Below are 26,807 nucleotides of genomic sequence, written 5' to 3' on the forward strand. Positions count from 1 at the left end.
AGTTTGACCCATTTTATCGAATAGGAGCGTGATTTCTCTAATGGCATCACCTATCGTAAGTATTATTTTTATCGTCGTCGTCGCAATTATCGTTCTGAGTGTGTTTTTCAGCTTCTTCCCGCTAGCACTGTGGATTTCCGCAGTCGCTTCCGGTGTCCGAGTCGGTATCATTACGCTCGTAGCGATGCGTCTGCGTCGCGTTACACCTTCTCGAATCGTAAATCCGCAGATTAAAGCACACAAAGCCGGTCTGGGCTTGAACCTGAACCAGCTGGAAAGTCACTATCTGGCAGGTGGTAATGTAGACCGCGTTGTTAACGCGTTGATCGCGGCACAGCGTGCCAATATTCCGCTTGAATTTGAACGAGCAGCTGCGATTGACCTTGCTGGTCGTGACGTATTGCAGGCGGTACAGATGAGCGTTAACCCGAAAGTGATCGAAACTCCGGTCGTTGCTGCGGTAGCGAAGGATGGTATCGAGGTTCGTGTTAAAGCGCGTGTTACCGTTCGTGCCAACATTGACCGACTCGTCGGCGGTGCGGGTGAAGAAACGATCATCGCCCGTGTTGGTGAAGGTATCGTTACAACGGTTGGTTCCAGTGATTCTCACAAGCAGGTATTGGAAAATCCTGATCTGATCTCCCGTACCGTATTGCAAAAAGGTCTTGATTCCGGTACAGCTTTCGAAATTCTGTCGATCGATATCGCGGACGTAGATGTAGGTAAAAACATCGGTGCGATGCTGCAAACCGAGCAGGCAGAAGCCGACAAGCGTATCGCTCAGGCAAAAGCTGAGGAACGTCGTGCAATGGCGGTAGCGCAGGAGCAGGAGATGAAGGCGAAGGTCGTTGAAATGAGAGCGCGTGTCGTCGAATCCGAATCCGATGTACCGCTGGCGATGGCGGAAGCGTTGCGTAATGGACAGATGGGCGTAATGGATTATATGAATCTGAAAAATATTGAAGCCGATACGCAAATGAGAGGCTCACTGGGCAAGGCTAATGATCCGAATCAGGGTGGGAATGACCAGCAACCACTGAAGTAAGGATGTGTTTCTATGGTTGATTTTATATTAAGGAATCTGTACATTATCGTCATTATCGCCTTTGCTATTTTTACAGCGATCAGTAGCCGCTCTGGCAAAAATAAGTCGCGTAATCCTCGTCAGGGCATGCCGACATTTGGTGGCGGTCCGGATACGCCAGGTAGACGTATTCCGGGTTCTACACAAACGACGCAGGAGCGAGAGGAAGAAGCGCAGCGTCGTTATCGTGAGGCACAGCGCGAATTTGATCAGGGACAGATGGGCAGAGGACTGGAAGAAGGCAGCTCACGCGATACGATGTCACAGGAGGGCACCTATCGTAGTGAAGGGCCGAATACAGCGTCTGATAGCGCAGAAGGCTCGCGGATGGAGCCAGCTACTGCGGCGACCGAAATGGGGCGTACTGCGGATCAGTATCGTAATGAGATGCAGAAGCGTCTGGATCAATTAACGAGCGGAATGAATGATCGTCTGGGTCGAATGGATCTATCGTCTACGCCGTCACCTTCATCTATTGAAGTTACAGGCAATACCTCTTCCTCTACTGAGCTTCGTCTTGACCCTGGTCAGGCAGCACAGGGTGTGCTGTGGGCAGAGATTTTAAGTCCGCCACGTTCTCGCCATGGGGGCAGCTTTGGACGTAAGACGAGCCGCGAGGGGCAGTCTACAGAAACATAAAAGAATGTTAAGCGATATACCCTAAGCTGGGTATAGATATAGTGTGGATTTGAAGCCGGTCTTGCAAAGGACCGGTTTCTTTATCCATTAGCCAAAAAATTTTGCATGAGCTTCGATACAATGGTAAAGTTTATGAGAAGGTACGACGACTATTATTCTACAACTGAGGAGATTGAGGCTATTTGTCAGAGCAAACGCAAAGCATCAGAATTCCCTTGCAAAACGTGGAAGAAGGACTGGCCCTGTTCGGTCCACAGGATCAGTTTCTAAAAATGATTGAACGTGAGACCGAGGCGAAAATCGGCAGTCGTGAAGCCGAAATTGCCATCCAGGGTCCCGCTGCGGTCGTAGACCAGATGCAGCAGCTGTTCGAGGTGCTGCTTGAGCTGGTTCGCAAAGGCTACGTACTGACCGAACGGGATATTTTATATGCAATTGAGCTAGCTAAGGATATGAGAGCGGATCAACTGCTTGACTTATATAAAGGAGAGATCACCCAGACGTTTCGTGGTAAGCCGATTCGCGTTAAGACGATTGGACAGAAGTATTATGTGTCCACGATCCAGAAGCGCGATATCGTGTTCGGTATTGGCCCTGCCGGTACAGGTAAAACGTATCTGGCGGTTGTGCTCGCAGTAGCGGCGCTCAAGGAAGGCAAAGTGAAGCGTATTATCCTGACACGTCCAGCTGTTGAAGCGGGTGAAAGTCTGGGTTTCCTGCCAGGGGACTTGCAGGAAAAGGTAGACCCTTATCTGCGTCCATTGTATGATGCGCTTTATGACGTCATGGGGCAGGAGCAGACAGCGAAGGCATTAGAGCGCGGTTTGATCGAGATTGCACCGCTTGCGTATATGCGCGGACGCACACTTGATGATTCATTTATTATTTTGGATGAGGCGCAAAACACAACGCCTGAGCAAATGAAGATGTTTCTAACGCGTCTTGGCTTTGGTTCCAAAATGGTCATCACGGGTGACGTGACTCAGATTGACCTGCCACGCGGCAAAAAATCCGGGCTGGTTGAAGCGAGACTGGTGCTGGATGGAATTGCGGAGATCGGTTTTGTTACCTTTGCCGAGCAGGACGTTGTGCGGCATTCACTGGTACAAAAAATTATCGTTGCTTATGACAAAGCATCGGAGAATCTGGAATAGCAGATGGTCAGTGGAAAGGCAGCAACCGCACATTTTGAATATTCAGAAGTGAGAGGACTGTAAGTATGACATCCAAGGAACCGTCCAAGATCAATTCATTCTATTCCAGGCTGGCAGGATGGAAAACTGGCCGCGGAACAAAATATATCCTATTTGCGCTATTGCTGGTTATTTTCTATGCCAGCTTAGCGCCTAATTTGTTGCCACAGCGCTTCGATATTCATGTCGGTGCAGCAACCGACAAGGACATTATTGCTCCAACGCAGCTTCCGAATAACAAGGCGACCTTGCAGGCACAGGAGGAAGCGGCAGAGCGTGTTGAAGCGGTATATAAGATCGTTTCTATGCATCGAGATACCGTGATTGCCCAAATGCTGGAGCGAATCGAGTCACTGAATCAGGATGACCAGATATCGAGCGCGGATAAAGCGCAAATTTACAGCCAGGAAATTCCCGATCGGATTCGTAATTCGGTTGCTAATTTTATACGTAACCAGCGTGAGAGTGACAATTACTCTTCGCAGTTACTGGATGAAATGCAGCGTACGATTTCCAATCAGACGTATAGTATACCGGAAGAAACCTTTTTGAAAATCCCACGTCTGTCTAATGCAGATGTACAGCAGATCAGTCAGGTGGCGACATCGATTGTATCGCGTCTGATGAGTGATCAGATTGCCGATGCCCAATCTGCACGAGCGCGTGTAGCCGAATTGGTAAATACAAGCTCGCTAGAAAGCCGTACCGCACGCGAGGTGGCGCAGGAGCTCATTCGTGGCGTACTCACAGCGAATAAGTTCTATGATGAAGAAGCGACCAAGGCAGCAAAGGTTGAAGCGCGTGAAAATACACCTGTTGTCTATGTACAGCAGGGCGAAGTGATCGTGCCAGCCGGTCAGGTCATTACGCAGGATATGTATACCCTGCTAGATGAGAACAATTTGCTCAAAAACGAAGTGAACTACTGGCCACAGCTTGGCTTATTCATGCTGTCGTTTCTGCTTACACTGGGCGTGTATTTATTTATTCGTCAATCGGCTCAGCGCGGTATGCAATATAATAATGCCCAGCTCCTTATGCTGATTTTGATCTTTGTGATTACTGTGCTGGCTTTTCATCTGGTACGTATTTTGCAAATTGGCAATTCGCCTTATTTTGGCTATCTTGTACCAGCAGCGCTCGGTGCGATGCTGATTACGCTATTGCTGGATATTCATCTCGCCTATGTATGCTCGATCATTTTGAGCGTGCTGGCAAGCGTGATTTTGAATATGCGTCAGGGCGAAATGTTTGACTATCAGTTTGGGTTGTTTACGCTGGTTGTATCGTTTGCAGCGATTCATTCGATTCACCGTGCAAGTCAGCGCTCGACCATTTTGAAGGCGGGTATTATGACATGTTTGTTCGGCGCGATTTGCGTGCTGACGCTGGTGCTGCTGCATGATAATGAATGGACGCGTATGACGGTACTGTACGCACTGGGCTTTACCTTTGTAGGTGGCTTGCTAACAACGGTGCTTGTGCTCGGACTGATGCCATTTTTCGAGACGACCTTTGGTATTTTGTCGGCACTGAAGCTGATCGAGCTGTCCAATCCGAACCATCCATTACTGCGCAAGCTACTGATCGAAACGCCAGGTACGTATCATCATAGCGTGATGGTGGGTAACTTGTCCGAGGCGGCGGCAGAGGCGATTGGTGCGAATGGATTGCTGTGTCGAGTCGGTTCATATTATCATGATATCGGGAAGACCAAGCGACCAGGCTATTTTATTGAAAATCAAAACCATATGGAAAATCCACATGACAGCATCGATCCGAAGCTGAGTAAATCGATCATCATTGCCCATGCACGAGATGGCGTGGAAATGCAAAAGGAATATAAGCTACCGAAGCCGATTCGAGATATTGCTGAGCAGCATCACGGTACAACATTCCTGTACTTCTTTTATCAAAAGGCGCTCAAGCAGGCAGAGGAGCAGGGCGTAGAGCCAGACTTCACCGAAGAGGATTTCCGTTATGCCGGGCCGAAGGCGCAGACGAAGGAAGCGGCTGTTGTCGGTATTGCAGATAGCGTTGAAGCGGCTGTGCGCTCGCTCAAGCAGCCAACCGTGGAGCAGGTCGAAACGATGATCGAGAAGATTATCAAAGGACGTCTGGATGATCATCAGTTCAATGACTGTGATCTGACGATGAAGGAGCTGGATGTGATTGCTCAAACGCTGAAAGAAGCGGTTATGGGGATTTTCCATTCACGTATCGAGTATCCGGAAGATGTGAAGAAGCCGGATGTAAAGGAGAACAAGGCATGAGTTTACAGCTCGCATGGGAAAATGAGCAAACAGAATATGAAATTACAGATAAGCTAATCGGTCTGCTGGAGCAAATTTTGCAGGAAGCCGGTAAGCAGGAAGGCGTAACTGAAGGTGAAGTTGCGCTGACTTTTGTAGACGATGAGGCGATCCATGAGCTGAATCTGGAATATCGTAATATCGACCGTCCTACTGATGTGCTGTCCTTTGCGATGAATGAATCGCTGGATGATGAGCCGCTGATTCATTATGGAGAAGGCGTTCCAGAGGCAGAAGGCGAGCCCGAAACAATGCTGGGTGATATTATCATTTCCATTCCGCGCGCCATTGTACAGAGTGAGGATTACGGACATTCGGTTGAGCGTGAGCTGGGCTTTCTGTTTGTGCATGGCTTTTTGCATTTACTCGGCTATGACCATCAGGACGAGGAGAGCGAAGCAGAAATGATGGGCAAGCAGGAGCAAGTATTGCAGCAGATCGGATTGACTCGCTAATGAAAAAGAGGACGTGGAGAGCCGTATTTTATTCCGCAACTGAAGGTGTGATTGCAACCTTCCGTACCGAGCGCAACTTTCGCGTTCATGTGCTAGCGACATTCGCCATCATTGCCGCCGCATGGTTTTTCCATGTAAGCGTGCTTGATTGGCTGCTGTTAACGCTTGCGATCGGAATGGTACTTGGTGCGGAGCTGATGAACACCGCCGTAGAGGCTGCCGTCGATCTCGTCTCTCCCGACTGGCATCCATTTGCCAAAAAAGCAAAAGACGCCGCTGCTGGAGCAGTCCTGATCGCATCGTTAACAGCCGCAGTCATTGGAATCATCATATTCTGGCAGCCCGTCCTGCAATGGCTAGCGACACTGTTCGGTTAGTAGCTACCAGCTGACAACTGCTATGCAGCTTGCAAGTTACCGGTACAATGCGTATCGATAAGCGATTGATTCTACGATATACAGTATGCGAATAGATGAAATACGACTTCAACGCGTGCCATCTATAAAGCCCCTTGCTCTAGTCTAGAGTGCACCTCTTGGAATGCTCATTAGAAACCCTCTCGGGTCAACGAATAAGCATTTAGGGAAGCACATACTAAACTTAGGCAAGGGGCTTTTATAAGCTGATATGATGATACGCTTACCACCTTATTCTTTCTTAAAGTGGTTATCTCTTATAGCAAGAATCTTCATAATCGCTTCATTCAAATTCGAAATCTCCCGTAAACCCTGTCCGAATCCCCTCAAATGATGTAAAATAGAAGTAAACCCTTTTGGCGTCCGGCTGATCAAGCGAACGCCTTCATGCACCTATTCGATTGTGTACTGGAGGAACAACATGGAATCATCCCAATTGCTGCAAGAGGCGATTATTGCCCGTGCAAAAGCATATGTACCTTATTCCCATTTTTCCGTTGGAGCTGCGCTGCTGGATGAGGATGGCAACGTGCATCACGGATGTAATATTGAAAATGCAGGCTATTCTCCAAGTAACTGTGCAGAACGTACAGCGCTATTCAGTGCAATCGCACAGGGACATCGTCCCGGCTCCTTCCGCATGCTGGCGGTTGTAGGGGATACCGATGAGCCAATTGCACCGTGCGGTGTATGCCGTCAGGTCATGGTAGAGCTGTGCAAGCCAGATATGCCGGTATTGCTCGCCAATATGAAGGGCGATACACGCATGACGACTATTGCTGAGCTGCTTCCGCATGCATTTGGACCGTGGAATCTAAGCCAACCTTCTTGATCGTTTTGGTTGAACGATATACTAATACAGGTATCTCTATCGCAATAGCAGATACCGATGAACGGAGTGTACTATGTCAAAAAAATCTTTTAAATCCGGTTTTGTCGCGATTGTCGGCCGTCCGAATGTAGGCAAGTCAACGCTGATGAATCAGGTGATCGGGCAAAAGATCGCGATCATGTCCGATAAACCACAAACGACACGCAACAAAATTCATGGCGTCTATACGACAGACGACATGCAAATCGTATTCCTAGATACACCAGGCGTGCATAAGCGTCAATCCAAGCTGGGCGATTACATGAACCAGACGGCATTGAACACGTTGAATGAAGTGGAAGCAGCGCTATTTCTGGTGGATGCAGCCGAAGGTCTGGGCGGCGGTGACCGTTTTATTATCGAGCATTTGAAAAAAGTCAAAACACCAGTATTCCTCGTATTGAACAAAATTGATCAGGTGAAGCCGGAAGATTTGCTGCCGCTAATCGATAAGTACCGTTCCCTGCACGAGTTTGCGGAGATCGTCCCAATCTCGGCTAAGCTGGGTAATAACGTCAATACCTTGCTGGAGCAGCTCGGTAAATATTTACCAGCAGGTCCACAATACTATCCAGACGATCAGGTAACTGATCATCCAGAGCAATTTGTTTGTGCAGAGCTGATTCGTGAGAAAATTTTGCAAATGACACGTGAGGAGATTCCACACTCCATCGCCGTTACGATCGAAGATATGTACACGCAGGAAAATGGAGTTGTGAATATCTCAGCTGTTATTTTCGTAGAGCGTGATTCCCAGAAAGGGATCATTATCGGTAAACAGGGTGCCCTGCTAAAAGAAGTCGGCAAGCGTGCACGGATGGATATCCAGAATCTGCTCGGTTCCAAAACATTTTTGGAGCTATGGGTGAAGGTGAAAAAGGATTGGCGTAACCAGGATCGTGTGTTGAAAGACCTCGGCTTCCATAAAGACGCGTAAGCAAGGAAGAACGAACAGATAGTATAAAGAACGACAAGCGGATGAATGCAGTCAAAAGTAATAAATAGACTGGATCTGCGATATTACCGCACCACGTACAATTGAACAAATTGCCATAACGAAAAGCTTCTTTTCTCATAGAAGCTACCGGAAGAGCCAGTGGCTGTTCATGTTATGCGATGGGAGGGAAACAGGGCATGTGATTGAAATGCCCTGTTTCTTTCGCTTCATTGGTAGTTCGTTCATCTGTACCTAAGATAAGCCAGCATCATTTTCTTTTTTTAACAATAAGACAATCGCTCACGTATACGGCAAGCCATCTCATTTTAGAACGAATCGATCTCACACGATGGCGTGAACGACATACGATAGCGATCAACGAGATCGGAGGCTAGCGTGTGCTATACCGAGTGCAAGGAATCGTAATCCGCAGCATGGATTATGGTGAAGGCAACAAAATCATTACACTATGCACGGAGACGCACGGTAAGATTGCCGTGTTTGTTCGTGGAGCAAGAAAAGCCAAAAGTCGGCATGCTGCGCTGGTACAGCCTTTTACGTATGGCGAATTCAACTTTTTACGAAGCGGCACGAACATGGGCACGCTTAATCAAGGCGAAGTAATCGAATCCAACCACAAATTGCGCGAGGACATTATTCTTGCCGCTTATGGCGCCTATGGCTGCGAGCTAGTCGATAAAGCGTTACTTGATAACGAAACCGGACACTTCTGGTTTGATCAGCTCAAAGCTTATTTATCTTTTCTAAGCGAAGGACGAGACCCGGTCATCCTCACCGCCCTGTTCGAAATGAAAGTGCTACAAGCCGCAGGCTACGGCCCACAGGTCGATGCGTGCATGTTCTCTGACGAGACCGAAGGTGATTTCTGGCTTAGCGTGCGTCTGGGCGGCATCCTATCCAAACGCGAACGCCGCCAGGACCCCGCAGCAATCGCACTTTCTCCAGGCGTACTACGCCTACTGCGATTATTTGCCAGACTCGACATTCGCCGCCTCGGCAATATCGACGTACGCGAGGAAACAAGAGCCGAGATCAAGCAGATCATGAGTGCTTTCATGGAAGTACAACTTGGCTTAAAGTTAAAATCACGACGCTTTTTGGAACAATTAGAGAAGTTCGAGATGTAATCGGGCGAAGCTAGTTGATTGTAGTTATATAATTCGTAGTCATATAATTCATGGTAATCGTAATGAGACCAGTACGTAATAGCAGTAACGAGATGTAGTACCTAGACCAGGTTAAAGATTAACTTTGTCCATGTACTGGCACGTCCATAATTCAGTAGTTGAAGTGAATTCAAGGTTGAAATGAATTCCGATCAAGGTACTGGTATTCAGATAGCGATTTGCCTAAAGAAAAAAGGAACCTATCTCTTCGCATTTTTCCCTATACGGATATATGATGCTATAAATAATGCTGGAATTTTTCAATAACGCCCCATAATTTTGTCTGAGGTTCTGAGGTTCTGAGGTTCTGAGGTTCTGAGGTTCTGAGGTTCTGAGGTTCTGAGGTTCTGAGGTTCTGAGGTTCTGAGGTTCTGAGGTTCTGAGGTTCTATACGCAACTTATATGCTGCGAGAAGCACAGAACGAAGGGAAGGAATAAGGGGAAAGGACGATTTTGGAGGTGCGGGAATCTACATTAACAATCTAATCTAGTAGATTCCCGCGGCTCCACTGAGTCCGTCCCCTTATTCCTTACCCAAGTGGTGTCTGCATCCCAACACAAGTTAGCGCAATAGACTGCTATCATCCAGCCGCCGTATTGACGAACGATGTCAATTCCGGTATGATCAATTCTATATTGTGGCGCTAATGGTGCCACACATGATGCATTGACCGGAAAAGTAAGCTAACGATATTCGTCCCAAGCGAATCAGGGATCGTGGGAGCCTGATGACGACCGATAGCCGAATGGCATCCGCGAGCATATGAGCTGAATACGGAAAAGTGGATGACATGCCCAGCATGTCTTCAAGTAGGGTGGAACCGCGGGAAATGAACCTCTCGTCCCTATGTCTGTGACCAGGCGTAGGAACGGGAGTTTTTTGCGTGCGTTGCAGATAAAGATGCCGTTTCAGCGTCACATTTGCCAACCCGGCACCTATAACGAAGATAATGGAAAAGGAGTAATGTCGATGAATTTCCAGCAAATGATTTTGACGCTGCAAAACTTCTGGGCTGCGCACAACTGTATTATTGTGCAGCCGTATGACACTGAAAAGGGTGCAGGTACAATGAACCCGATGACCTTCCTGCGCTCTATTGGCCCTGAGCCATGGCGCGTCGCTTATGTTGAGCCTTCCCGCCGTCCTTCCGATGGTCGTTACGGCGAGAACCCGAACCGTCTGTACCAGCATCACCAGTTTCAGGTGATTATTAAGCCGTCTCCAGACAATATTCAGGAAGTGTATCTGGATAGCCTGCGTGCGCTGGGCATCGAACCGCTGGATCACGATATCCGTTTTGTTGAAGATAACTGGGAAAACCCGACACTTGGCTGTGCCGGTCTGGGCTGGGAAGTATGGCTGGACGGTATGGAAATTACGCAGTTTACGTATTTCCAGCAAGTCGGCGGGATCGAAACAAGCCCAGTATCCGTTGAGATTACCTACGGTATGGAACGCTTAGCTTCTTATATTCAAGAGAAGGAAAATGTATTCGATCTGGAATGGGTAGAGGGCATCGCCTATGGTGATGTATTCCATCAACCGGAGTTCGAGCATTCCACGTATACTTTTGAGGTATCCGATGTATCCATGCTGCTAGGCCTGTTCAGCACCTATGAGCAGGAAGCAAAACGTGCTATGGAATTAAATCTCGTATTCCCGGCATATGACTATGTACTGAAATGCTCGCACACCTTCAACCTGCTGGATGCACGCGGCGCGATCAGTGTCACCGAGCGTACTGGTTATATCACACGTGTCCGTAATCTGGCGCGTCAGATTGCTACGACATATCTGGAAAGCCGCGAGAAGCTTGGCTTCCCGATGCTCAAGAAGGGAGAGGTATAATCATGGCAAAGGATCTATTGCTTGAAATTGGTCTGGAAGAAGTGCCTGCTCGCTTTTTGCGCGCGGCAATGAACCAGCTGCTCGATAAAACGGTAAAATGGCTGGATGATTCACGTCTGGCACATGGCGATGCCAAAGTATTTGCCACTCCACGCCGATTGGCAGTATGGGTAAAAGATGTAGCCGAAAAGCAAGAAGACATCAACGAAGAAGTAAAAGGCCCTTCCCGCAAAATTGCACAGGACGAAACAGGCAACTGGAGCAAGGCTGCACTGGGCTTTGCACGCAGTCAGGGTGTGGACCCTGCTGACTTCACGTTCCGCGAAGTGGGCGGCGTTGAATACATTTATGCACAAAAGAGCAGCATCGGTGCAAGCACCGACAGTATTGTTGCGGATGCGCTGCACCAGATCATTACGTCCATGACGTTCCCGAAAAACATGCGCTGGGGCGATCATGATTTCCGCTTTGTACGTCCAATCCGCTGGATGGTCGCACTGTGGGGACATGAAGTGATTGACTTCGAAATTACTGGTGTGAAAACAGGTCGCACAACGCGTGGACATCGCTTCCTCGGTAAAGACACTGAGATCGCTGAGCCAACGCTGTATATGGAAGCCCTGCGCGAGCAGCATGTTATCGCAGACGTAGAAGAGCGGCAGGCGATGATCAGCGCGCAAATCGCTCATCTGGCAGCTGAGAAAAACTGGCATATCGATGTGAAGGATGATCTGCTGGAGGAAGTATTGTTCCTCGTTGAGACACCGACGGTACTGTACGGTACGTTTGATCCAGCATTCCTGAACATTCCACAGGATGTACTGATCACATCGATGCGTGAGCATCAGCGCTATTTCCCGGTGCTGGATAGCGAAGGGCAATTGCTTCCATTTTTCGTAACGGTACGTAACGGTAATGACCGCGCACTTGACGTGATTGCAAAAGGTAACGAAAAAGTATTACGCGCACGTCTGTCCGATGCGAAGTTCTTCTACGAAGAAGATCAGAAGCTGAAAATTGCAGACGCTGTAGCGAAGCTGGATAATATCGTTTTCCATGAGGAAATTGGTACGCTGGGTGAGAAGGTTCGCCGTGTACGTCAGATTGCTGATCAGCTGGGTGCTGCACTACAGGTATCTCCAGAGCAAGCCGCAACGATTAGCCGTACGGCTGATATTGCCAAGTTCGATCTGGTTACACAGATGGTGTACGAGTTCCCTGAATTGCAAGGTGTGATGGGTGAGGATTATGCACGTAAGGCTGGCGAGAGCGAAGAAGTGGCACGTGCTATTTTCGAGCATTATCAGCCTCGATTCTCCGGCGATAGCGCACCTGCATCGCTGACAGGCTCGATCATTAGCATCGCTGAGAAGATCGATACGATCGTAGCCTGCTTCTCGATCGGAATTATTCCTACTGGCTCGCAAGACCCGTATGCATTGCGTCGTCAGGCAGCAGGTATCGTACAGATTCTGCTGGAGAGCGAGCTTCCGCTGACATTGGAGCAAATCTTTGACATTACCTTGAATATTCATGAAAATTTAAGGAATATGAAACGTTCTTCCGATATAATACGTATAGATTTAAATGAGTTCTTCGGTCTGCGTGTGAAAAAGCTGCTGTCCGAGACACTCCGCTATGACGTGGTTGACGCTGTCATTTCGGCAGGCTTTAGCCATATTGGTTCCGTTGTAGCGCGCGGTAATGACCTGATGAAGGCTGTACAAGAAGTTCCTGACTTCAAGCTGACTATCGAGTCATTTGAACGCGTATCAAATCTGGCGGCGAAGTCTGCAGGACATACCGTGAACGCTGCGCTCTTTAGTGAAGCAGGCGAAAGCGATCTGTATGCAGCATGGGAATCCGTCACTAGCAATTACAATAGCTTAATGGATAATAACAAGACAGGTGAAGCACTGGCACTACTGGCAACACTTCGTCCGGCGATCACGGCGTTCTTTGATCATATTATGGTTATGGTCGATGATGAGGCTGTACGTGAGAACCGTCTTGCTTTGCTCGCGGCGATCGATCGCGACGTGAAGCGGTTTGCAGATTTTTCAAAGCTGGTTAAATAGACAATACAGGAGCATAAGCGCCTGTTGCACCAATTGAATTTAGAAGTGCATAGCCTAATGAAGCATGCGGTCATGCTTGCCAGCTGGCGAACCTGACTGCGGTAGCTTGCTTCTAGCAGCATGCATTTCATACTCACTCATACTTGGATACGGAACGACTATTTTACACGGTCGTTCCGTATTTTCCGCTTTGTGAACGAACGTATGCTCCGTGACCGATCATGTCAGCTCGTGGTTAAGAGATGAAGTCTTCTATCATAGTGTATAGAAAGGAGAGGTCATTTGCCATCTGAAATAAAGGATCGTCCGACGATCGTTGTTGACGGCGATGCCTGTCCCGTCAAAGCGGAAATCGCTGAAACAGCTCGTGCATTCGAGGTGCCTGTATTGATCGTTTCCTCGTTTGACCACCGTATTCAAGCGGAGGAAGGTGTACGTGTTATACAGGTGGATCGCGGCGACCAGAGCGCTGATTTGTATATTGTGAATCATATCCAGCCTGGCGATATTGTGATCACACAGGATTACGGACTGGCTACGATTGCACTGGCAAGGCGATGCCTTGTGCTGTCCTTTCGCGGTATGGAGTTTCATGCGGACAATATCGAATTTTTGTTAGCTCGGCGTCATGCGCAGGCAAAGGCACGTCGCCAGGGTAAATATGGCAAAGGTCCACGTCCGCTTACCCATGAGGATCGAAAAAATTTCCAAACAGAGCTAGCAAAACTTTTAACAAATAGGCAGGAGTTTCGTTCTGACTAGCGAATATTATGTATCGTGCGAAAAGAGATGAAGGTGGTAACGATGAACACCGGACATAGCGGTGGTATTCCTGAGGAAGTCATTGAAGCTGTATTACAGCATAATGACATTGTCGATACGGTAAGCAAGTATGTTCATCTGACCAAACAAGGAAAGTATATGAAGGGTCTCTGCCCGTTTCATTCTGAAAAGACGCCTTCGTTTACAGTAACACCTGAACGCCAGATTTTTTACTGTTACGGATGTGGCGCTGGAGGCAATGCAATCAAATTCCGCATGGAAATTGAGGGTCTGTCCTTTCCAGAAGCGGTCAGATTGATGGCGGAAGAATCGCATGTTCCTTTTCATGATAATAAAGGAACCGCAGTCTCTCCGCAAAATAAGGAGCTGGAGCGATTGCTCCAGGCGCATGAATGGGCTGCCAAGCTATTCCACTACCTGCTGAAAAATACGGAGCATGGTAAAGCTGCAATGGATTATCTACGTAACCGCGGGTTTGGTGACAAGCTGATTGATCAATTTCAGATTGGCTATGCACCGGATCGCTGGGATACATTAGTGCAGTTTTTTGAAAAACGTTCCTTTGATCTACAGGAGATGGAAAAGGGTGGACTGTTATCATCGCGTCAAAATGGCTCCGGCTATGTGGATCGTTTTCGCGGGCGAGTGATGTTTCCAATTATGAACCGCAGTGGCAGGGTTATTGCCTTTGCGGGAAGAATACTTGGAGACGGTCAGCCCAAATATTTGAATTCACCTGAAAGTCGTCTGTTCAACAAGAGCCGCACACTGTACAATTTGAATCTTGCTAAGGGAGCGATTCGCAAGCAAGGGCAGGTTGTACTCATGGAAGGCTTTGGTGATGTGATTGCCGCATGGGATGCAGGGGTACAACATACTGTGGCGACGATGGGAACCGCATTGACTGAAAATCATGCTGCGCTCATTCGTACGCTGACCGAGGAAGTCGTTGTTTGTTATGATGGCGACAATGCCGGTCAGGCAGCTGCATTGAAAAGTATCCCGATTCTGGAGGGAGCGGGTCTGCATGTAAAGGTGTCGGTGTTACAAAATGGACTGGATCCAGATGAGTACATCAAAACCTACAGCAAGGAACGTTTTGTAGACCAGATCATTCATGGAGCTGTATCTACTACCAAGTTCAGACTGATCAATGTTAAGAAACACCATAATCTGCTTGAAGAGGATGGCAAAGCTGCCTACGCCCAGGAAGCAATCGGGATTATCGCCCAGCTTGGTTCACCGACCGAAAGAGAAGTTTACCTCAAGGAGTTATCCACCGAGGTTGGTGTATCCCTGGAAAGCCTCAAGCAGGACTGCAATCTGGCTCGTCAAACGTATAGCCGTAAGCAGGCACAGAGTCAGAGCAATAACAGTAACCGCAGTAATGGGGCTGATGCGTCAGGCAAATCGTTCCGAGGCGGCTCGCGCAAGCAGACTGGAGCGCCAACACTGTTGCCCGCTTATCATGTAGCAGAGCGGCGTTTGCTCTCCATCATGCTTCAGGATGGAGAGGCTGCAACCTATGTGAGCGACCAGCTTGGCGACAGATTTAATATTCCGGAGCATGCGGCGCTGGCAGCATATATTTATTCTTATTATGCGCAGGGCAAGCCACCAGATATTAGTCGGCTTATCGCCTCGCTTCAAGACGATCGGTTGGAAAAAACGGCAACGTCCATCTCGATGATGGATGAGCCGCTCGATACAAGTCTTCGGGGAATGGATGATTACATTCGTGAGATCAAGAAATTTCCCAAGCAGAAGCAGATCGAGCAAAAAAGAGAAGAGATGCTGCGTGCAGAGAAATCCGGTGATTTCCTGCGTGCTGCTCAAATTGCAAGTGAGATTATCGCCCTGGAACGTGGATAGTCGTTCGGTACGGCTAGTTGCAGGGAGGAGGGAGTCGAAAGATGGCGAACGATCAGCATACTGAATTGGAAACCGAATTAACATTGGAACAGGTTAAGGAGCAGCTCATGGAAGTGGGCAAGAAGAGAGGCTCCTTGAACTACAAAGATATTACGGAGAGACTGGCTGCATTTGACCAGGATGCCGAGCAAATTGATGAGTTTTACGAGCAATTGGGTGATAACGGCGTTGAAGTAATCAATGAGGGTGACGAAGAGGTTCGTCGTGATTCCGACAGTGATAACGAAAACGGTGATAACGAGTTTAGCTTTGACGATGATCTGGCATTGCCGCCAGGTATCAAAATCAATGACCCGGTACGTATGTACCTGAAAGAAATCGGTCGCGTTCCGCTGCTGTCTGCTGACAGCGAGGTAGAGCTGGCTAAACGCATCGAGCAAGGTGATGAGGAAGCAAAACGCCGTCTGGCAGAAGCCAACCTGCGTCTCGTAGTTAGTATCGCGAAGCGCTATGTCGGTCGTGGTATGCTATTCCTGGATCTGATTCAGGAAGGTAATATGGGTCTGATCAAGGCGGTTGAGAAGTTTGACCATACGAAAGGATACAAGTTCAGTACGTATGCAACATGGTGGATTCGTCAAGCGATCACCCGTGCGATTGCCGACCAGGCAAGAACGATCCGTATCCCGGTTCATATGGTCGAAACGATCAACAAGCTGATTCGTGTATCCCGTCAACTTCTGCAAGAGCTGGGACGCGAGCCGTCACCAGAGGAAATTGCAGCAGAAATGGAACTGAGTGTTGAAAAAGTACGCGAAATCATGAAAATCGCACAGGAGCCCGTATCGCTGGAAACACCAATCGGTGAAGAAGACGATTCTCACCTGGGCGACTTCATCGAGGATCAGGACGCACTGGCACCTGCTGATGCAGCAGCTTATGAGCTGCTCAAGGAGCAACTGGAAGACGTACTCGACACGCTGACAGAGCGTGAAGAAAACGTACTGCGTCTGCGCTTTGGGCTGGATGATGGTCGTACGCGTACACTCGAAGAAGTAGGTAAAGTGTTCGGCGTTACCCGCGAGCGTATTCGTCAGATCGAAGCCAAAGCTCTGCGCAAGCTGCGCCATCCAAGCCGTAGCAAACGTCTGAAAGATTTCCTCGAATAGAATGGAATGGATTTCAGTTCGTTATACGAGCTGAATCGTATACAAGATGCCCCCTGTCTACATGGCAGGGGGCATTTTATTATGTGCGAGCACTGAGAAAGCCTTTACTTTTTACACCATTTCAGCGATATATAAAGAGATAGGTTGTTCGGCGCATTCAGGGGGAACGCGCCATACTAACACGATGCGGAAGTGGGGGACAGGTGTGAATCAGGATCGACGCACTGTGATTTTGGATGAAATTGAATACTGGCGTGAAAATCGGCTGCTGCCGGAGCATTATTGTGATTTTCTATCCAATCTGTATGATGTGGATCATGAGCATGATCGCGGGGATAAGAAGCTGTTATCGATGAGCTCGCTCAAGCAGGGTAATCTTCGCACATGGCTGTTTATTTTCTTGATGCTGTGTTTTATTTGTCTGGTGGTTCTGTATTTTTCGGCATTCCCGTTTTTGATGCAGCTGGTCTCTGTGCCGATTTTTGCAGCGGTATGTTACATTAGTGGCATTCGTCAACAAAAGCGTAATCCAGTCGCTTCCTCTGTACTGCTGGCGATCGGTAGCTTTCTGCTGCTTGGACTTGGAATCATGATTATCCATGAGCATCGATTGGAACCGACATTTTGGATTCCCGTACTCGTTATTGGCTGTGCGATCATCTGGTGTATAATGGGGTATGTGATATCAAGTCCGATTTTGCTGTATATTGGCTTTGGTGCACTTGTGCTGCTGTATGGCGGTTTCTTTGCACAGGTGAAGCCAGATGCGTCATGGATCATGCTGCAGGCATTGTGGTTGCCGCTGAGCATGCTATTTGTGTGGTTCAGCTGGCTCGTGCATCATCGTGGACGTAAGCTGGCAGCTGTATATTTTACGAGCGGCGTAGCGATCTGGTTTATGCCAGAGGTGGATGAGACGCTGCTGCGCGGACATATGCCAGATATTTTCGCAGTGTTATGTATTGTGAAAATTGCACTGGCGTGTATATTGCTATTTGTATTACGAAAAAAATGGATAGTGTGGGTGACTGCATGAAATTATCAACAAGATTAACGCAAATTGCGGAGCAAATTCCGGCAGGAAGTCGATTGGCAGACATTGGTTCTGACCATGGCTTACTACCGGTATACGCAGTACGGCAAGGGCTCGTAACAGAGGCCATTGCTGGAGAAGTCAATCAAGGGCCGCTTGACGCCGCTCAGCGTCAGGTGGACGAAGCAGGTCTGGGTCATGTGATTCAGCCGCGCCTGGGAAATGGACTGGCTGTGCTGGAGCCAGGCGAAGTGGATGTGATTACGATTGCTGGTATGGGTGGTGCGCTGATCGTGACGATTTTGTCCGAGGGCATCGCCAAACTGGCAGGTGTATCACGTTTAATTTTGCAGCCGAATGTGGGCGAGGAATTCGTACGCCGCTGGTTGCTGGAGCAGGGCTGGTATTTGTCCTCTGAGCAGATTTTGGAGGAGGATGGTCGTACATATGAGATTTTGACGGCCGATCGACTGGAAAATGCGAAGCAGCAAAATGAAGAGCTCTATCGTACTCGCGTGCTGGAAGGCGAGCAGGGCTTGAGTGTGAGCTTATCGGTGACCGAGCTGGTTCAATTTGGACCGTATCTGTTAGACGAAGCTGACCCGGTATTTTGCGAAAAGTGGCAGCAGGAGATTCTCAAGCTCGAAAAGGTAAAAGCTTCGGTAGAGCGCTCAGACAATGATGAATCCAGACTCAAGGCAGCCGCCTTGCAGCAGCAGATCAAGCTTGTGAAGGAGGTACTAGCATGCTTGCCAAAGGACAAACTGTAATTCAGTATATGGAGCAATTTGCACCAAAGTCAATCGCAGTACCCGATGACCGAATCGGCTTGCAGCTCGGATCATTGCAAAAGGAGATTACCGGTGTACTCGTTGCACTCGATGTTACCGATGCCGTTGTCGATGAAGCGATTGCGAAGGGCGCCAATCTGATCATCGCTCATCATGCGATCATTTTCCGTCCACTCAAAAGCCTACAAACGAGCACGCCAATGGGCAAATTGTATGAGAAGCTGATCAAGCATGATATTGCCGTATATATTAGTCATACGAATCTGGATATCGCTGAAGGCGGTGTGAATGATTGGATGGCAGATGCACTTGGCTTGCGTCAGACCGTTCCGATTGAGCAGACGTCTTCGGATGATTATTTGAAGCTGGTGACATTTGTACCCCAATCGCATCTGGATGCGGTTCGTTCGGCTGTATGGGCAACCGGAGCTGGACACATCGGTGCGTATAGCCATTGTGGCTTCACTACAGCAGGTACGGGTACTTTTTTGCCAGAAGAGGGAACACAGCCGTTTAGCGGCGAACAGGGGCGCTTGGAGCATGCCTCCGAGGTACGCTTTGAGACGATTATTCCATCCAGCTTGAAAAATAAAGCAGTACAGGCGCTGATCAAGTCTCATCCGTATGAAGAGGTAGCCTATGATCTGTATCCGCTCGCGTTGCCAGGCAAAGCCTATGGACTGGGACGTGTAGGAAAGCTGGATGAACCGGTCACACTGGCTGAGTTTGTGAATACCGTTAAGCAGGGACTGGATGTAAAAACGGTACGCGTGGTCGGCGATCTGGAGCGTACTGTGAAAAAGGCAGCAGTGCTCGGCGGCTCAGGCAGCCGATATGTAAATGGCGCTCTGTTCAAAGGTGCTGATGTGATCGTGACAGGCGATATCGACTATCATACTGCTCATGATGCGCTTATGGCAGGCATCGCAATTATCGATCCGGGTCACAATACTGAAAAGATCATGAAACCGGGCGTTGCTGGCGTGCTGCGTGCTCGTCTTGAAGCTGACAAATATGATACACCAGTATATGCCTCCGAGATCGATACCGAGGTATTTCGTTTCGTATAAATGTTTGGTATAAATCACAGTAGAGCTGCATCTATAGTACGGCTGGTTACCATCATGATCTCTATCGATCTGTACATGGAAAGTCAGACCGCCATATAGTATCGAGGTTTATGTATCAAGGTTTACTCGGTCGCAAAATTTTAGGCTGTGGAGTCGCATGCAGCAAAGCTGATTACGAGCTTGATCGCTTCATGATACACCTTTAAAATATTTTCAAAATTGAGCTTCGGATGCAAATAATAAAAAATACTTGCCACGTTATGAGAACGATTATATAATATGGAGTGTTGCGTTTGCGGAAAGTTTAACAGACAATCGCCGGTAGCTGAGAGGCTGCGGGAGGAAAGTCCGGGCTCCGTAGGGCAGGGTGCTGGATAACGTCCAGTCAGTGCGAACTGAAGGATAGTGCCACAGAAATGGACCGCCGATGGACGGAGCAATCCGTCACAGGCAAGGATGGAACCGAGGTGTAAGAGACCCCGAGGAACGCTGGTGACTTCGTTCCTGGTAAACCCCATCTGGAGCAAGACCTAAAGAGATACAGCTTTTCTTCACGGAAAAGCAGCCTTTGCCCGAGGTGTATCGAGGTTGGTCGCTGGAGCCAGTCAGCAATGGCTGGCCTAGATAGATGATTGTCGCCAAAAGTGGGAGGGTAGTTCCCGTCTGAACCACAAATGGCACAGAACCCGGCTTATGAGAAACTTTCCCAACTGACGCCACGTAAGTAGAGATGTATAGGGAAGCCACCTTGCTAGCGATATCGTTTGCTTGGAAGGCGATACTGTTTTGGCTGCCAGGTTTACCGAGTAGACTGGCATGCACAAAACATGTAACTTCAATATTTGCTGAATCAGGGCGGTGCGTCCTTCATGATGAAGAGCGCACCGTCTTTTTGCTGAGTTTATTTCCTTTGCATTCATTATTGTAAAGTCTAAGACTTGTGAATGAGCAGGGCAAATAGGTGATATTGATTTGTTGGCATAGGTAATTGGAGCGATTAATCTTTTTAATCAGACCTGCCATACATCTTGATTGTTAAGAGAATTCAAAGTAATCTATATGATATTAAACCATTCATTAGCTGATATATTGATGCAATAGGTTTTCATCATTGTAAACGCTGGTTAAAAAATGAATAAGCCGCGCAGTCCAATGCTTGAAATGTCAAATCAGTTGTGGTTTCGGGTACACCGTCCTGCTGCTTGCGCAAGCAAAGTTACCACTTTGACTTCATTTATGGTAGGATGTAATGTAAATCAGGGTTAAATTGTATGACAACACGACCCGGTTTTTAAGGAACCAATTAAGGGGGAGCTACAGATATGTCAGCTGCAAATGTCCACAAATTGAGTGAAAGCACACGGGAGAAGTTGAAACCAGCCATTGAGAAACTGGAGGAGTTTTTGAACGAATACTCCTTGAACGCTCTGGCATCTGAACAAGGACAGGACACATTGCCTTTTTACAAAGGCTTTTTGGCGGACCTTCGCCATTTGCTCGTATTTTCCGAAGTATCCTATGAAAAGCTTGGAGTCGTGCTGCGTCGTGCTAACTTTGACGTTGATTCTGCGGAAAAAGCGCTATACAGTACGTATCATCAATGCGTGAACAGCTTTTTTTATCCCAAAAATGAGTGCTATTCCGAAGATGGACGTTATGCTTATACCGGTCAGGAAGCGATCCGTTTCCGTCAAACACCTGTAAAACCGGTACGAGACATTATTCTTGAAGTGACCAGAACATTTGAAGAGCTGCGCGATGATCTGGCTTATTACGAAAGTGATTACCTGACACAGCGCCGTATGAACCAGCGCCACGCGTAAGTGTAATAACGGCGAAGAGATGGATGCTCTAAGTCACTTTAATTCGCAATCGATCTGACAAAGGATGCCTGTACAGGCATCCTTTTTTTGCAGAGCTTGTGAGAGCTTAAATGGATAAGACATCTGACTACGTTGAAGCACCATTCACAATATTAGCTAGCAAGCAATGTGACAAACGGTCATTTAGCATAGCGACATATAGAATATATAGCATGCGATCCCATAGTTAATCTTCCTGATTGTGTATAGCTTTATGTATGATTTACCTTCATTGATATTACACAATATAGATATAAAAGTTATCATATGATTCTTTTTACCAGCTCTTTGTTGCTACATAGGTATACATAGAAAACACGATGAAAGGAAGTCGTTCATGAGGTATCCATCATTTGTTTATTCTGTTCAGCATGGCATCGCAAAAGGTAATATTCGATCCGTTCATTTTAACGATAGCTCTAATGAGCACGACATACATAAGCCACACTCGGCAATAGCTGTAGATTCAGAATACAACTGGTTTTACCTGGGAGGGAGTGAGGCATCAAGCTCCTTTTTTGTAGACCAGCTTGATTCAGGCTGGCGCCAGCAGATGAACAGCGCACAGACGGTTGTTATTTTTTCACAAAATGAGCACTGGGATGCTGTCATCGAAGCTGAAATGAAAGATATCCTTCATCCAATGGAGCGTTATGCCTTCACCTACAAGTCATCTGATGAGGAGCAAGCAGCCGAAATTACCCGTCAGTTAGCGCAATTACTGCCGGAAGGATATGAACTTGCAAAAATCACACCGTCTCTTATTCAAAAAAGCGAGGGATTTGACGAAAAGTATATTAAGAGGTTTTGGCATACGATGGACAATTATGTGCAGCATGGCTTTGGATACTGTATTTTGCATGAAGGAAATTCAGTATGTGAATGCATTTCGATTGCTGCCAATCCGGATTGTGCGGAGATTGATATTCATACCGCTTCACCCTATCAGCGAAAAGGTCTGGCATTTCTAGTCGCGCAGGCATTCATTGCAGAAAGCTTACACAGAGGGATGCAGCCGAGATGGGACTGTAACGCAGCTAATGAGGCATCGGCAGGATTAGCACGTAAGCTCGGGTTTGTACCTAGCTTGAACTATCGCATGTGGATTAAATCTTGAGCGATTCAGACAGCCATTAGCATTACATTTTCAATTGAATGTGAGGGAATTGATGAATAGTTGCTCATGCTGAGCATGACTCGAATGAACAGCAATGTAGGATGGAGCTCACTAGGAAGATCAGGTTGGTTGCTAGGTTCACCCATTGCAATAATCGCCGAAACTTCCCATAGTCGCTTTGCACATAACATAGTACACTAAAGTCAACGCTATACAATCAATAGCCTTTGGACTTGACGGCTTCATTATACATTTACGAAATACATTTCATAACTAAGGACAGGAGATACACAGTCTATGCAAATTGATGCCAACACAGCCAAGCAGCTGCTTGAGCTTCGTTATTTGAACGCCTCGGGCGGAGGCAGTACCGGTGGGATGGATGTCAATACGAATGATACCGATGAGCTGTTTCAGATGATGCTGGATCAAAACATGGGTACAACCAATGATGCTAGTGGCTCCGGCTCTAGCATTACGAAAATGGCAAGCCTGCTTGCAGATGGCAATGCGATGTCTGTAACGGGCAATACGTATGGTGGTGCAAGCGCATTGGATGCGAGTACACCAAGTACTTCTGCTGGTGATCCGTGGTCGAATTTTGACCAATTGCCAGAGGTAGACCCATCTAACTCCACAACAACAGCGCGTCTACTGATGAATGGTGGTAGCATACCGACTAGCGCTGGTAGCATCGGTGGTGCAGACGGTACGAGTGGATTGTCCAGTTTGCCAGGCGCTGATGACCACGGAAGTAAAGCTACCGCATATAATGAATTCATTAGCACCGCCAGCAGTAAATACGGTATCCCTGAATCACTGATTAAGGCAGTCATTGATGTGGAATCGTCCTTTAATCCGAATGCAGGCTCAGGGGCGGGCGCGAAAGGTCTGATGCAGCTGATGGATGGTACAGCAGCTGGACTCGGTGTGAGCAACTCTTTTGATCCGGCGCAAAATATCGACGGGGGAACGAAGTACCTGTCCTACCAGCTCAAGCGCTATGACAATAACATCAAAACAGCCCTGGCAGCATACAACGCAGGCCCGGGTCGCTTGCAGCGTCTTGGTATCTCGAACGATCAGGAGTTGATGGCGAAATTCAATCAATTGCCAAAAGAAACGCAGCGCTATATTGGTAAAATTGAAGCGGCTCAGCAGAAGTACGCGCTTTAATACGCTCGAATCATACAAGCTAATCTGTATGCCGATATCTGTTTCTCATCACGATCTGTTTCTATACAGCCGGATGCATCGCATGGTGCTATCCGGCTTTTTGTATAAAGCGTGATGATGCTAATTCTCAGTCAACTCACTGGATGCGATCATTATTTTAAAAGATAGAAGTTTCGATGAAGAACAGCAGCAGGAGACGCGATGGCGCTTAATTTATGCTATAATGATGAGCAGCATGTTTGATCCTGATATCCATTCGGTTGGAGATGCTTGTTGAAGCTCCAGCTATCTGCTTGATACGAATGACACAATGACAGAGATCAAAAGGTGGAGCGCAGGCGAATCCCTTTTTGATCTTTTTGTATGTATACGTGAATAAATAATGATGGAGGAATGTCTGATGAAATATTTTGATTATGCCGCCACGACACCTCCTTACCCTGAGGTTGTACGCGCGATGGGCGAGATGATGCAGCAGCACTATGGTAATCCATCGTCCCTGCATCGTTACGGTGAAGAGGCAGATCGTCTGCTTCGTCGCGCACGTGAGGTCAGTGCAGGTGTGCTGGGTGTACAACCCGGTGAACTGATCTGGACATCAGGCGCAACAGAGAGCAATAATCTTGCTTTGAAGGGGGCGGCGATGCGTCGTGGACGTCTTCAAGGACATATTATAACGACAGCGATTGAGCATGCTTCTGTATATGAGGCATGTCGTCAGCTCGAGCAGCTTGGATTTGAAGTTAGCTATCTCGATGCTGAACCGAATGGGACGATATCGTTGGAGCGCATTCAGGCAGCCTTTCGCGAGGATACGATTCTATTTAGCATGATGCATGTCAATAATGAAACAGGTGCGGTACAGCCTATAATGGAAGTGGCACGCTGGATCAAGAAGTATCACCCACGCACGATTGTACACGTAGACGGTGTGCAGGGCTTTGGACGCCTTGCACCTTTGCCACTAGGAGAAGGTAGTATCGATCTGTATAGCTTGTCTGCACATAAGCTGCGTGGGCCACGCGGTGTCGGCTTATTGTATGTAAAACAGGGTACAGAGCTGCTACCGTTGCTAGCTGGTGGCGGACAGGAGAATGGCTATCGCTCAGGTACAGAAAATATAGCTGCTATCGCAGGCATGACCAAGGCGTTACGCCTTTTCGCGGAGAAGCAAACGACGCAGGAGCAGCATTTACGTCTTCTGTCAGATGAGCTTCGCCAGCAGATTCAGACGATTCCCGGTTTGCTGTTGACCGAGGTGAAGGAAGTGGCACCGCATATTGTGCACTTTACGTATCCGGGCATGAAGGCAGAGGTTGTGCTGCATAGCCTGGAGCAGCAAGGAATGCTCGTATCGACTCAATCTGCATGTGCATCCAGACGAGCGAAGCCGAGCCGTGTATTACGTTCAATGGGAATGGATGCAGAAGCAGCGATGAGCGGTATTCGCATCAGTCTCGGCGATGAGCATACCGCTGAAGATATTACACAACTGGTCGCTGCTTTGCGACAGACGGTGCAGGCATTGCGACCGTTGGAGAGGAGATAACGCCCTATGATCGGACATATCGATCGCCTGATGCTTCGTTTAGGTGAGATTACACTAAAAGGTAAAAATAGAGGACGATTTGAGAAAACAATCGCTGAGCATGTGCGCGAGGTGCTTCGTCCGTATCCGCAGGCAAAGCTCCAGCGTGAGTACGGTAGAATGTATGTGGATACAGGTGGTGTCCCAGCCGAGCAGCTCATTGAACGTTTGAAAAATATATTTGGTATCGTGGATATTATTCCAATCAAGCATACCGAGCCGGAGCTGGAAGCGATCATTGCCGCTGCGGTTGAGCTGGTTGGTGAATACGATCTCCAGCAAGAGACATCGTTTAAAGTGAATGCGCGCCGTGTATGGAAGGAGTTTGCACATTCCTCACAGGATATGAACCGTCTGATCAGCTCGCCTGTGCTGCGTGCGTATCCGCTACTCAAGGTGGATGTACGCCAGCCAGATATTGAGCTACGTGTCGAGGTGCGTGAAGGGATTGCGTATATTTACAGTCAGATCATTCCTGCTGCGGGGGGCTTCCCGCGCGGAAGCAATGGTCGTGCCATGCTGATGCTGTCTGGTGGGATCGATAGCCCGGTAGCAGGCTGGCATGCGATGAAGCGTGGTCTGGAGATTGAGTGTGTGCATTTTCATAGTTATCCGTTCACCAGTGAACGTGCACGGGAAAAGGTCATCGATCTGGCACGTGTACTATCCAGCTACGGCGGTAAGGTTCGGCTGCATGTTGTACCCTTTACCGAAATTCAGACCTCGTTCACAACTACACGTCAGGATAATCTGATGATCACATTGATGCGCCGTGCGATGCTACGGATTACAACCCGTCTGGCAGAGCAGCAAAAAGCACTGGCGATCGTGACTGGTGAAAGTCTGGGCCAGGTCGCAAGCCAGACGCTGAACAGTATGAATGTGATCGAGCGTGCAACGGATCTGCCCGTGCTGCGTCCACTTGTTATGCAGGACAAAGACCAGATCATCGAAACCGCACAGCAGATCGGAACGTATGAGCTATCGATTTTGCCATATGAGGATTGCTGTACGTTGTTCGTTCCACGTTCACCCGCAACAAACCCGAACCGCCGTGTCGTGGAAAAGGTCGAGGAAAACCTGCCGCTGGAAGAAATGATCGAGCGTGCCGTCCAGCAAACAGAGGTGCTCGATATTACACCGAGTATGCCTTCAGCATTATCTACGACAACAACCGAGTCCAAAGATTCGGATTGGTTTTAATACCATTTAATTGTGATATAAAAAATGCCCCGATCCCTTAGCTTGATAAGGATCGGGGCATTGCTATGACTGTTAATTGCTATAGCTATCGAATTAAAGATGAACACAATAGACAACATAAT

The 26,807-nt window shown here is 48.0% G+C and carries 22 protein-coding genes and 1 other RNA gene; all 23 read left to right on the top strand.

Going from position 1 to position 26,807, the window contains the following annotated elements:
• Positions 1–40 precede the first annotated feature (40 nt).
• The 23 genes from floA to thiI all read left to right on the top strand — a co-directional run bounded on the left by floA (position 41) and on the right by thiI (position 26,685).
• Positions 41–1,045, top strand: a complete 1,005-nt coding sequence (gene floA, locus SK066_RS07615) for a flotillin-like protein FloA (protein WP_320544241.1) — start codon at positions 41–43, stop codon at positions 1,043–1,045.
• 12 nt (positions 1,046–1,057) lie between these two features.
• On the top strand, positions 1,058–1,723 hold the full coding sequence (locus SK066_RS07620; RefSeq protein ID WP_320544242.1) for a hypothetical protein: 666 nt from the start codon (positions 1,058–1,060) through the stop codon (positions 1,721–1,723).
• A gap of 182 nt (positions 1,724–1,905) precedes the next feature.
• Positions 1,906–2,877 (top strand): PhoH family protein, encoded by a 972-nt coding sequence (locus SK066_RS07625; RefSeq protein WP_320544243.1) that lies wholly within the window; start codon positions 1,906–1,908, stop codon positions 2,875–2,877.
• Between the two features lie 65 nt (positions 2,878–2,942).
• Positions 2,943–5,189 carry an HD family phosphohydrolase gene (locus SK066_RS07630; protein ID WP_188776352.1) on the top strand — a complete coding sequence of 749 codons (2,247 nt, stop codon included), beginning with the start codon at positions 2,943–2,945 and terminating at the stop codon, positions 5,187–5,189.
• Positions 5,186–5,683: an rRNA maturation RNase YbeY gene (ybeY, locus tag SK066_RS07635; RefSeq protein WP_188776353.1), complete on the top strand. Its 498-nt coding sequence runs from the start codon at positions 5,186–5,188 to the stop codon at positions 5,681–5,683. Before SK066_RS07630 ends, ybeY begins: the two co-directional genes overlap by 4 nt.
• Positions 5,683–6,060, top strand: a complete 378-nt coding sequence (locus SK066_RS07640; RefSeq protein WP_188776354.1) for a diacylglycerol kinase family protein — start codon at positions 5,683–5,685, stop codon at positions 6,058–6,060. The genes ybeY and SK066_RS07640 overlap by 1 nt, the downstream gene beginning before the upstream one ends.
• Positions 6,061–6,520: 460 nt before the next feature.
• On the top strand, positions 6,521–6,931 hold the full coding sequence (gene cdd / locus SK066_RS07645) for a cytidine deaminase (RefSeq protein WP_320544244.1): 411 nt from the start codon (positions 6,521–6,523) through the stop codon (positions 6,929–6,931).
• Between the two features lie 73 nt (positions 6,932–7,004).
• Complete coding sequence (gene era, locus SK066_RS07650) at positions 7,005–7,907, top strand: GTPase Era (RefSeq protein WP_188776356.1); 903 nt, start codon at positions 7,005–7,007, stop codon at positions 7,905–7,907.
• A 398-nt stretch (positions 7,908–8,305) separates the two neighbouring features.
• Positions 8,306–9,055 (top strand): DNA repair protein RecO, encoded by a 750-nt coding sequence (gene recO, locus SK066_RS07655; RefSeq protein ID WP_188776357.1) that lies wholly within the window; start codon positions 8,306–8,308, stop codon positions 9,053–9,055.
• A gap of 1,009 nt (positions 9,056–10,064) precedes the next feature.
• On the top strand, positions 10,065–10,943 hold the full coding sequence (gene glyQ, locus SK066_RS07660) for a glycine--tRNA ligase subunit alpha (RefSeq protein ID WP_320544245.1): 879 nt from the start codon (positions 10,065–10,067) through the stop codon (positions 10,941–10,943).
• Positions 10,944–10,945: 2 nt separating this feature from the next.
• Entirely contained in the window at positions 10,946–13,021 is a 2,076-nt protein-coding gene (gene glyS, locus SK066_RS07665; protein ID WP_320544246.1) for a glycine--tRNA ligase subunit beta, read from the top strand.
• A gap of 282 nt (positions 13,022–13,303) precedes the next feature.
• The gene (locus SK066_RS07670; RefSeq protein ID WP_284446255.1) at positions 13,304–13,783 is read left to right on the top strand and encodes a YaiI/YqxD family protein; all 480 of its coding nucleotides are present in this window, start codon (positions 13,304–13,306) and stop codon (positions 13,781–13,783) included.
• Positions 13,784–13,825: 42 nt separating this feature from the next.
• Positions 13,826–15,676 carry a DNA primase gene (gene dnaG, locus SK066_RS07675; protein ID WP_320544247.1) on the top strand — a complete coding sequence of 617 codons (1,851 nt, stop codon included), beginning with the start codon at positions 13,826–13,828 and terminating at the stop codon, positions 15,674–15,676.
• Positions 15,677–15,717: 41 nt separating this feature from the next.
• On the top strand, positions 15,718–16,845 hold the full coding sequence (gene rpoD, locus SK066_RS07680) for an RNA polymerase sigma factor RpoD (RefSeq protein WP_188776362.1): 1,128 nt from the start codon (positions 15,718–15,720) through the stop codon (positions 16,843–16,845).
• A 205-nt stretch (positions 16,846–17,050) separates the two neighbouring features.
• Complete coding sequence (locus tag SK066_RS07685) at positions 17,051–17,881, top strand: hypothetical protein (protein WP_188776363.1); 831 nt, start codon at positions 17,051–17,053, stop codon at positions 17,879–17,881.
• Positions 17,878–18,648, top strand: coding sequence for a tRNA (adenine(22)-N(1))-methyltransferase (locus tag SK066_RS07690; RefSeq protein ID WP_250343627.1), 771 nt, complete (start codon positions 17,878–17,880; stop codon positions 18,646–18,648). The genes SK066_RS07685 and SK066_RS07690 overlap by 4 nt, the downstream gene beginning before the upstream one ends.
• Entirely contained in the window at positions 18,624–19,739 is a 1,116-nt protein-coding gene (locus SK066_RS07695) for a Nif3-like dinuclear metal center hexameric protein (protein WP_188776365.1), read from the top strand. Before SK066_RS07690 ends, SK066_RS07695 begins: the two co-directional genes overlap by 25 nt.
• A gap of 299 nt (positions 19,740–20,038) precedes the next feature.
• Positions 20,039–20,448: RNase P RNA component class A (gene rnpB, locus SK066_RS07700), an RNA gene on the top strand.
• A 613-nt stretch (positions 20,449–21,061) separates the two neighbouring features.
• Positions 21,062–21,562, top strand: coding sequence for a YpuI family protein (locus tag SK066_RS07705; RefSeq protein WP_188776366.1), 501 nt, complete (start codon positions 21,062–21,064; stop codon positions 21,560–21,562).
• 376 nt (positions 21,563–21,938) lie between these two features.
• A complete protein-coding gene (locus tag SK066_RS07710) occupies positions 21,939–22,718 on the top strand; it encodes a GNAT family N-acetyltransferase (protein ID WP_320544248.1) in 780 nt (259 codons plus the stop codon).
• Positions 22,719–23,015: 297 nt separating this feature from the next.
• Entirely contained in the window at positions 23,016–23,894 is an 879-nt protein-coding gene (locus SK066_RS07715) for a lytic transglycosylase domain-containing protein (RefSeq protein WP_188776368.1), read from the top strand.
• A gap of 400 nt (positions 23,895–24,294) precedes the next feature.
• Positions 24,295–25,443: a cysteine desulfurase family protein gene (locus SK066_RS07720; RefSeq protein ID WP_320544249.1), complete on the top strand. Its 1,149-nt coding sequence runs from the start codon at positions 24,295–24,297 to the stop codon at positions 25,441–25,443.
• Positions 25,444–25,449: 6 nt separating this feature from the next.
• A complete protein-coding gene (gene thiI / locus SK066_RS07725; protein WP_320544250.1) occupies positions 25,450–26,685 on the top strand; it encodes a tRNA uracil 4-sulfurtransferase ThiI in 1,236 nt (411 codons plus the stop codon).
• Positions 26,686–26,807: the final 122 nt, after the last annotated feature.

Origin of the sequence: Paenibacillus hunanensis (assembly GCF_034055775.1) — a bacterium.
GTDB lineage: Bacteria > Bacillota > Bacilli > Paenibacillales > Paenibacillaceae > Saccharibacillus > Saccharibacillus hunanensis.

Coding starts and splice junctions, on each gene's coding strand:
- floA (WP_320544241.1), top strand. CDS start 41: ATGGCATCACCTATCGTAAGTATTATTTTTATCGTCGTCGTCGCAATT.
- SK066_RS07620 (WP_320544242.1), top strand. CDS start 1,058: ATGGTTGATTTTATATTAAGGAATCTGTACATTATCGTCATTATCGCC.
- SK066_RS07630 (WP_188776352.1), top strand. CDS start 2,943: ATGACATCCAAGGAACCGTCCAAGATCAATTCATTCTATTCCAGGCTG.
- ybeY (WP_188776353.1), top strand. CDS start 5,186: ATGAGTTTACAGCTCGCATGGGAAAATGAGCAAACAGAATATGAAATT.
- SK066_RS07640 (WP_188776354.1), top strand. CDS start 5,683: ATGAAAAAGAGGACGTGGAGAGCCGTATTTTATTCCGCAACTGAAGGT.
- cdd (WP_320544244.1), top strand. CDS start 6,521: ATGGAATCATCCCAATTGCTGCAAGAGGCGATTATTGCCCGTGCAAAA.
- era (WP_188776356.1), top strand. CDS start 7,005: ATGTCAAAAAAATCTTTTAAATCCGGTTTTGTCGCGATTGTCGGCCGT.
- glyQ (WP_320544245.1), top strand. CDS start 10,065: ATGAATTTCCAGCAAATGATTTTGACGCTGCAAAACTTCTGGGCTGCG.
- glyS (WP_320544246.1), top strand. CDS start 10,946: ATGGCAAAGGATCTATTGCTTGAAATTGGTCTGGAAGAAGTGCCTGCT.
- dnaG (WP_320544247.1), top strand. CDS start 13,826: ATGAACACCGGACATAGCGGTGGTATTCCTGAGGAAGTCATTGAAGCT.
- rpoD (WP_188776362.1), top strand. CDS start 15,718: ATGGCGAACGATCAGCATACTGAATTGGAAACCGAATTAACATTGGAA.
- SK066_RS07690 (WP_250343627.1), top strand. CDS start 17,878: ATGAAATTATCAACAAGATTAACGCAAATTGCGGAGCAAATTCCGGCA.
- SK066_RS07695 (WP_188776365.1), top strand. CDS start 18,624: ATGCTTGCCAAAGGACAAACTGTAATTCAGTATATGGAGCAATTTGCA.
- SK066_RS07705 (WP_188776366.1), top strand. CDS start 21,062: ATGTCAGCTGCAAATGTCCACAAATTGAGTGAAAGCACACGGGAGAAG.
- SK066_RS07710 (WP_320544248.1), top strand. CDS start 21,939: ATGAGGTATCCATCATTTGTTTATTCTGTTCAGCATGGCATCGCAAAA.
- SK066_RS07715 (WP_188776368.1), top strand. CDS start 23,016: ATGCAAATTGATGCCAACACAGCCAAGCAGCTGCTTGAGCTTCGTTAT.
- SK066_RS07720 (WP_320544249.1), top strand. CDS start 24,295: ATGAAATATTTTGATTATGCCGCCACGACACCTCCTTACCCTGAGGTT.
- thiI (WP_320544250.1), top strand. CDS start 25,450: ATGATCGGACATATCGATCGCCTGATGCTTCGTTTAGGTGAGATTACA.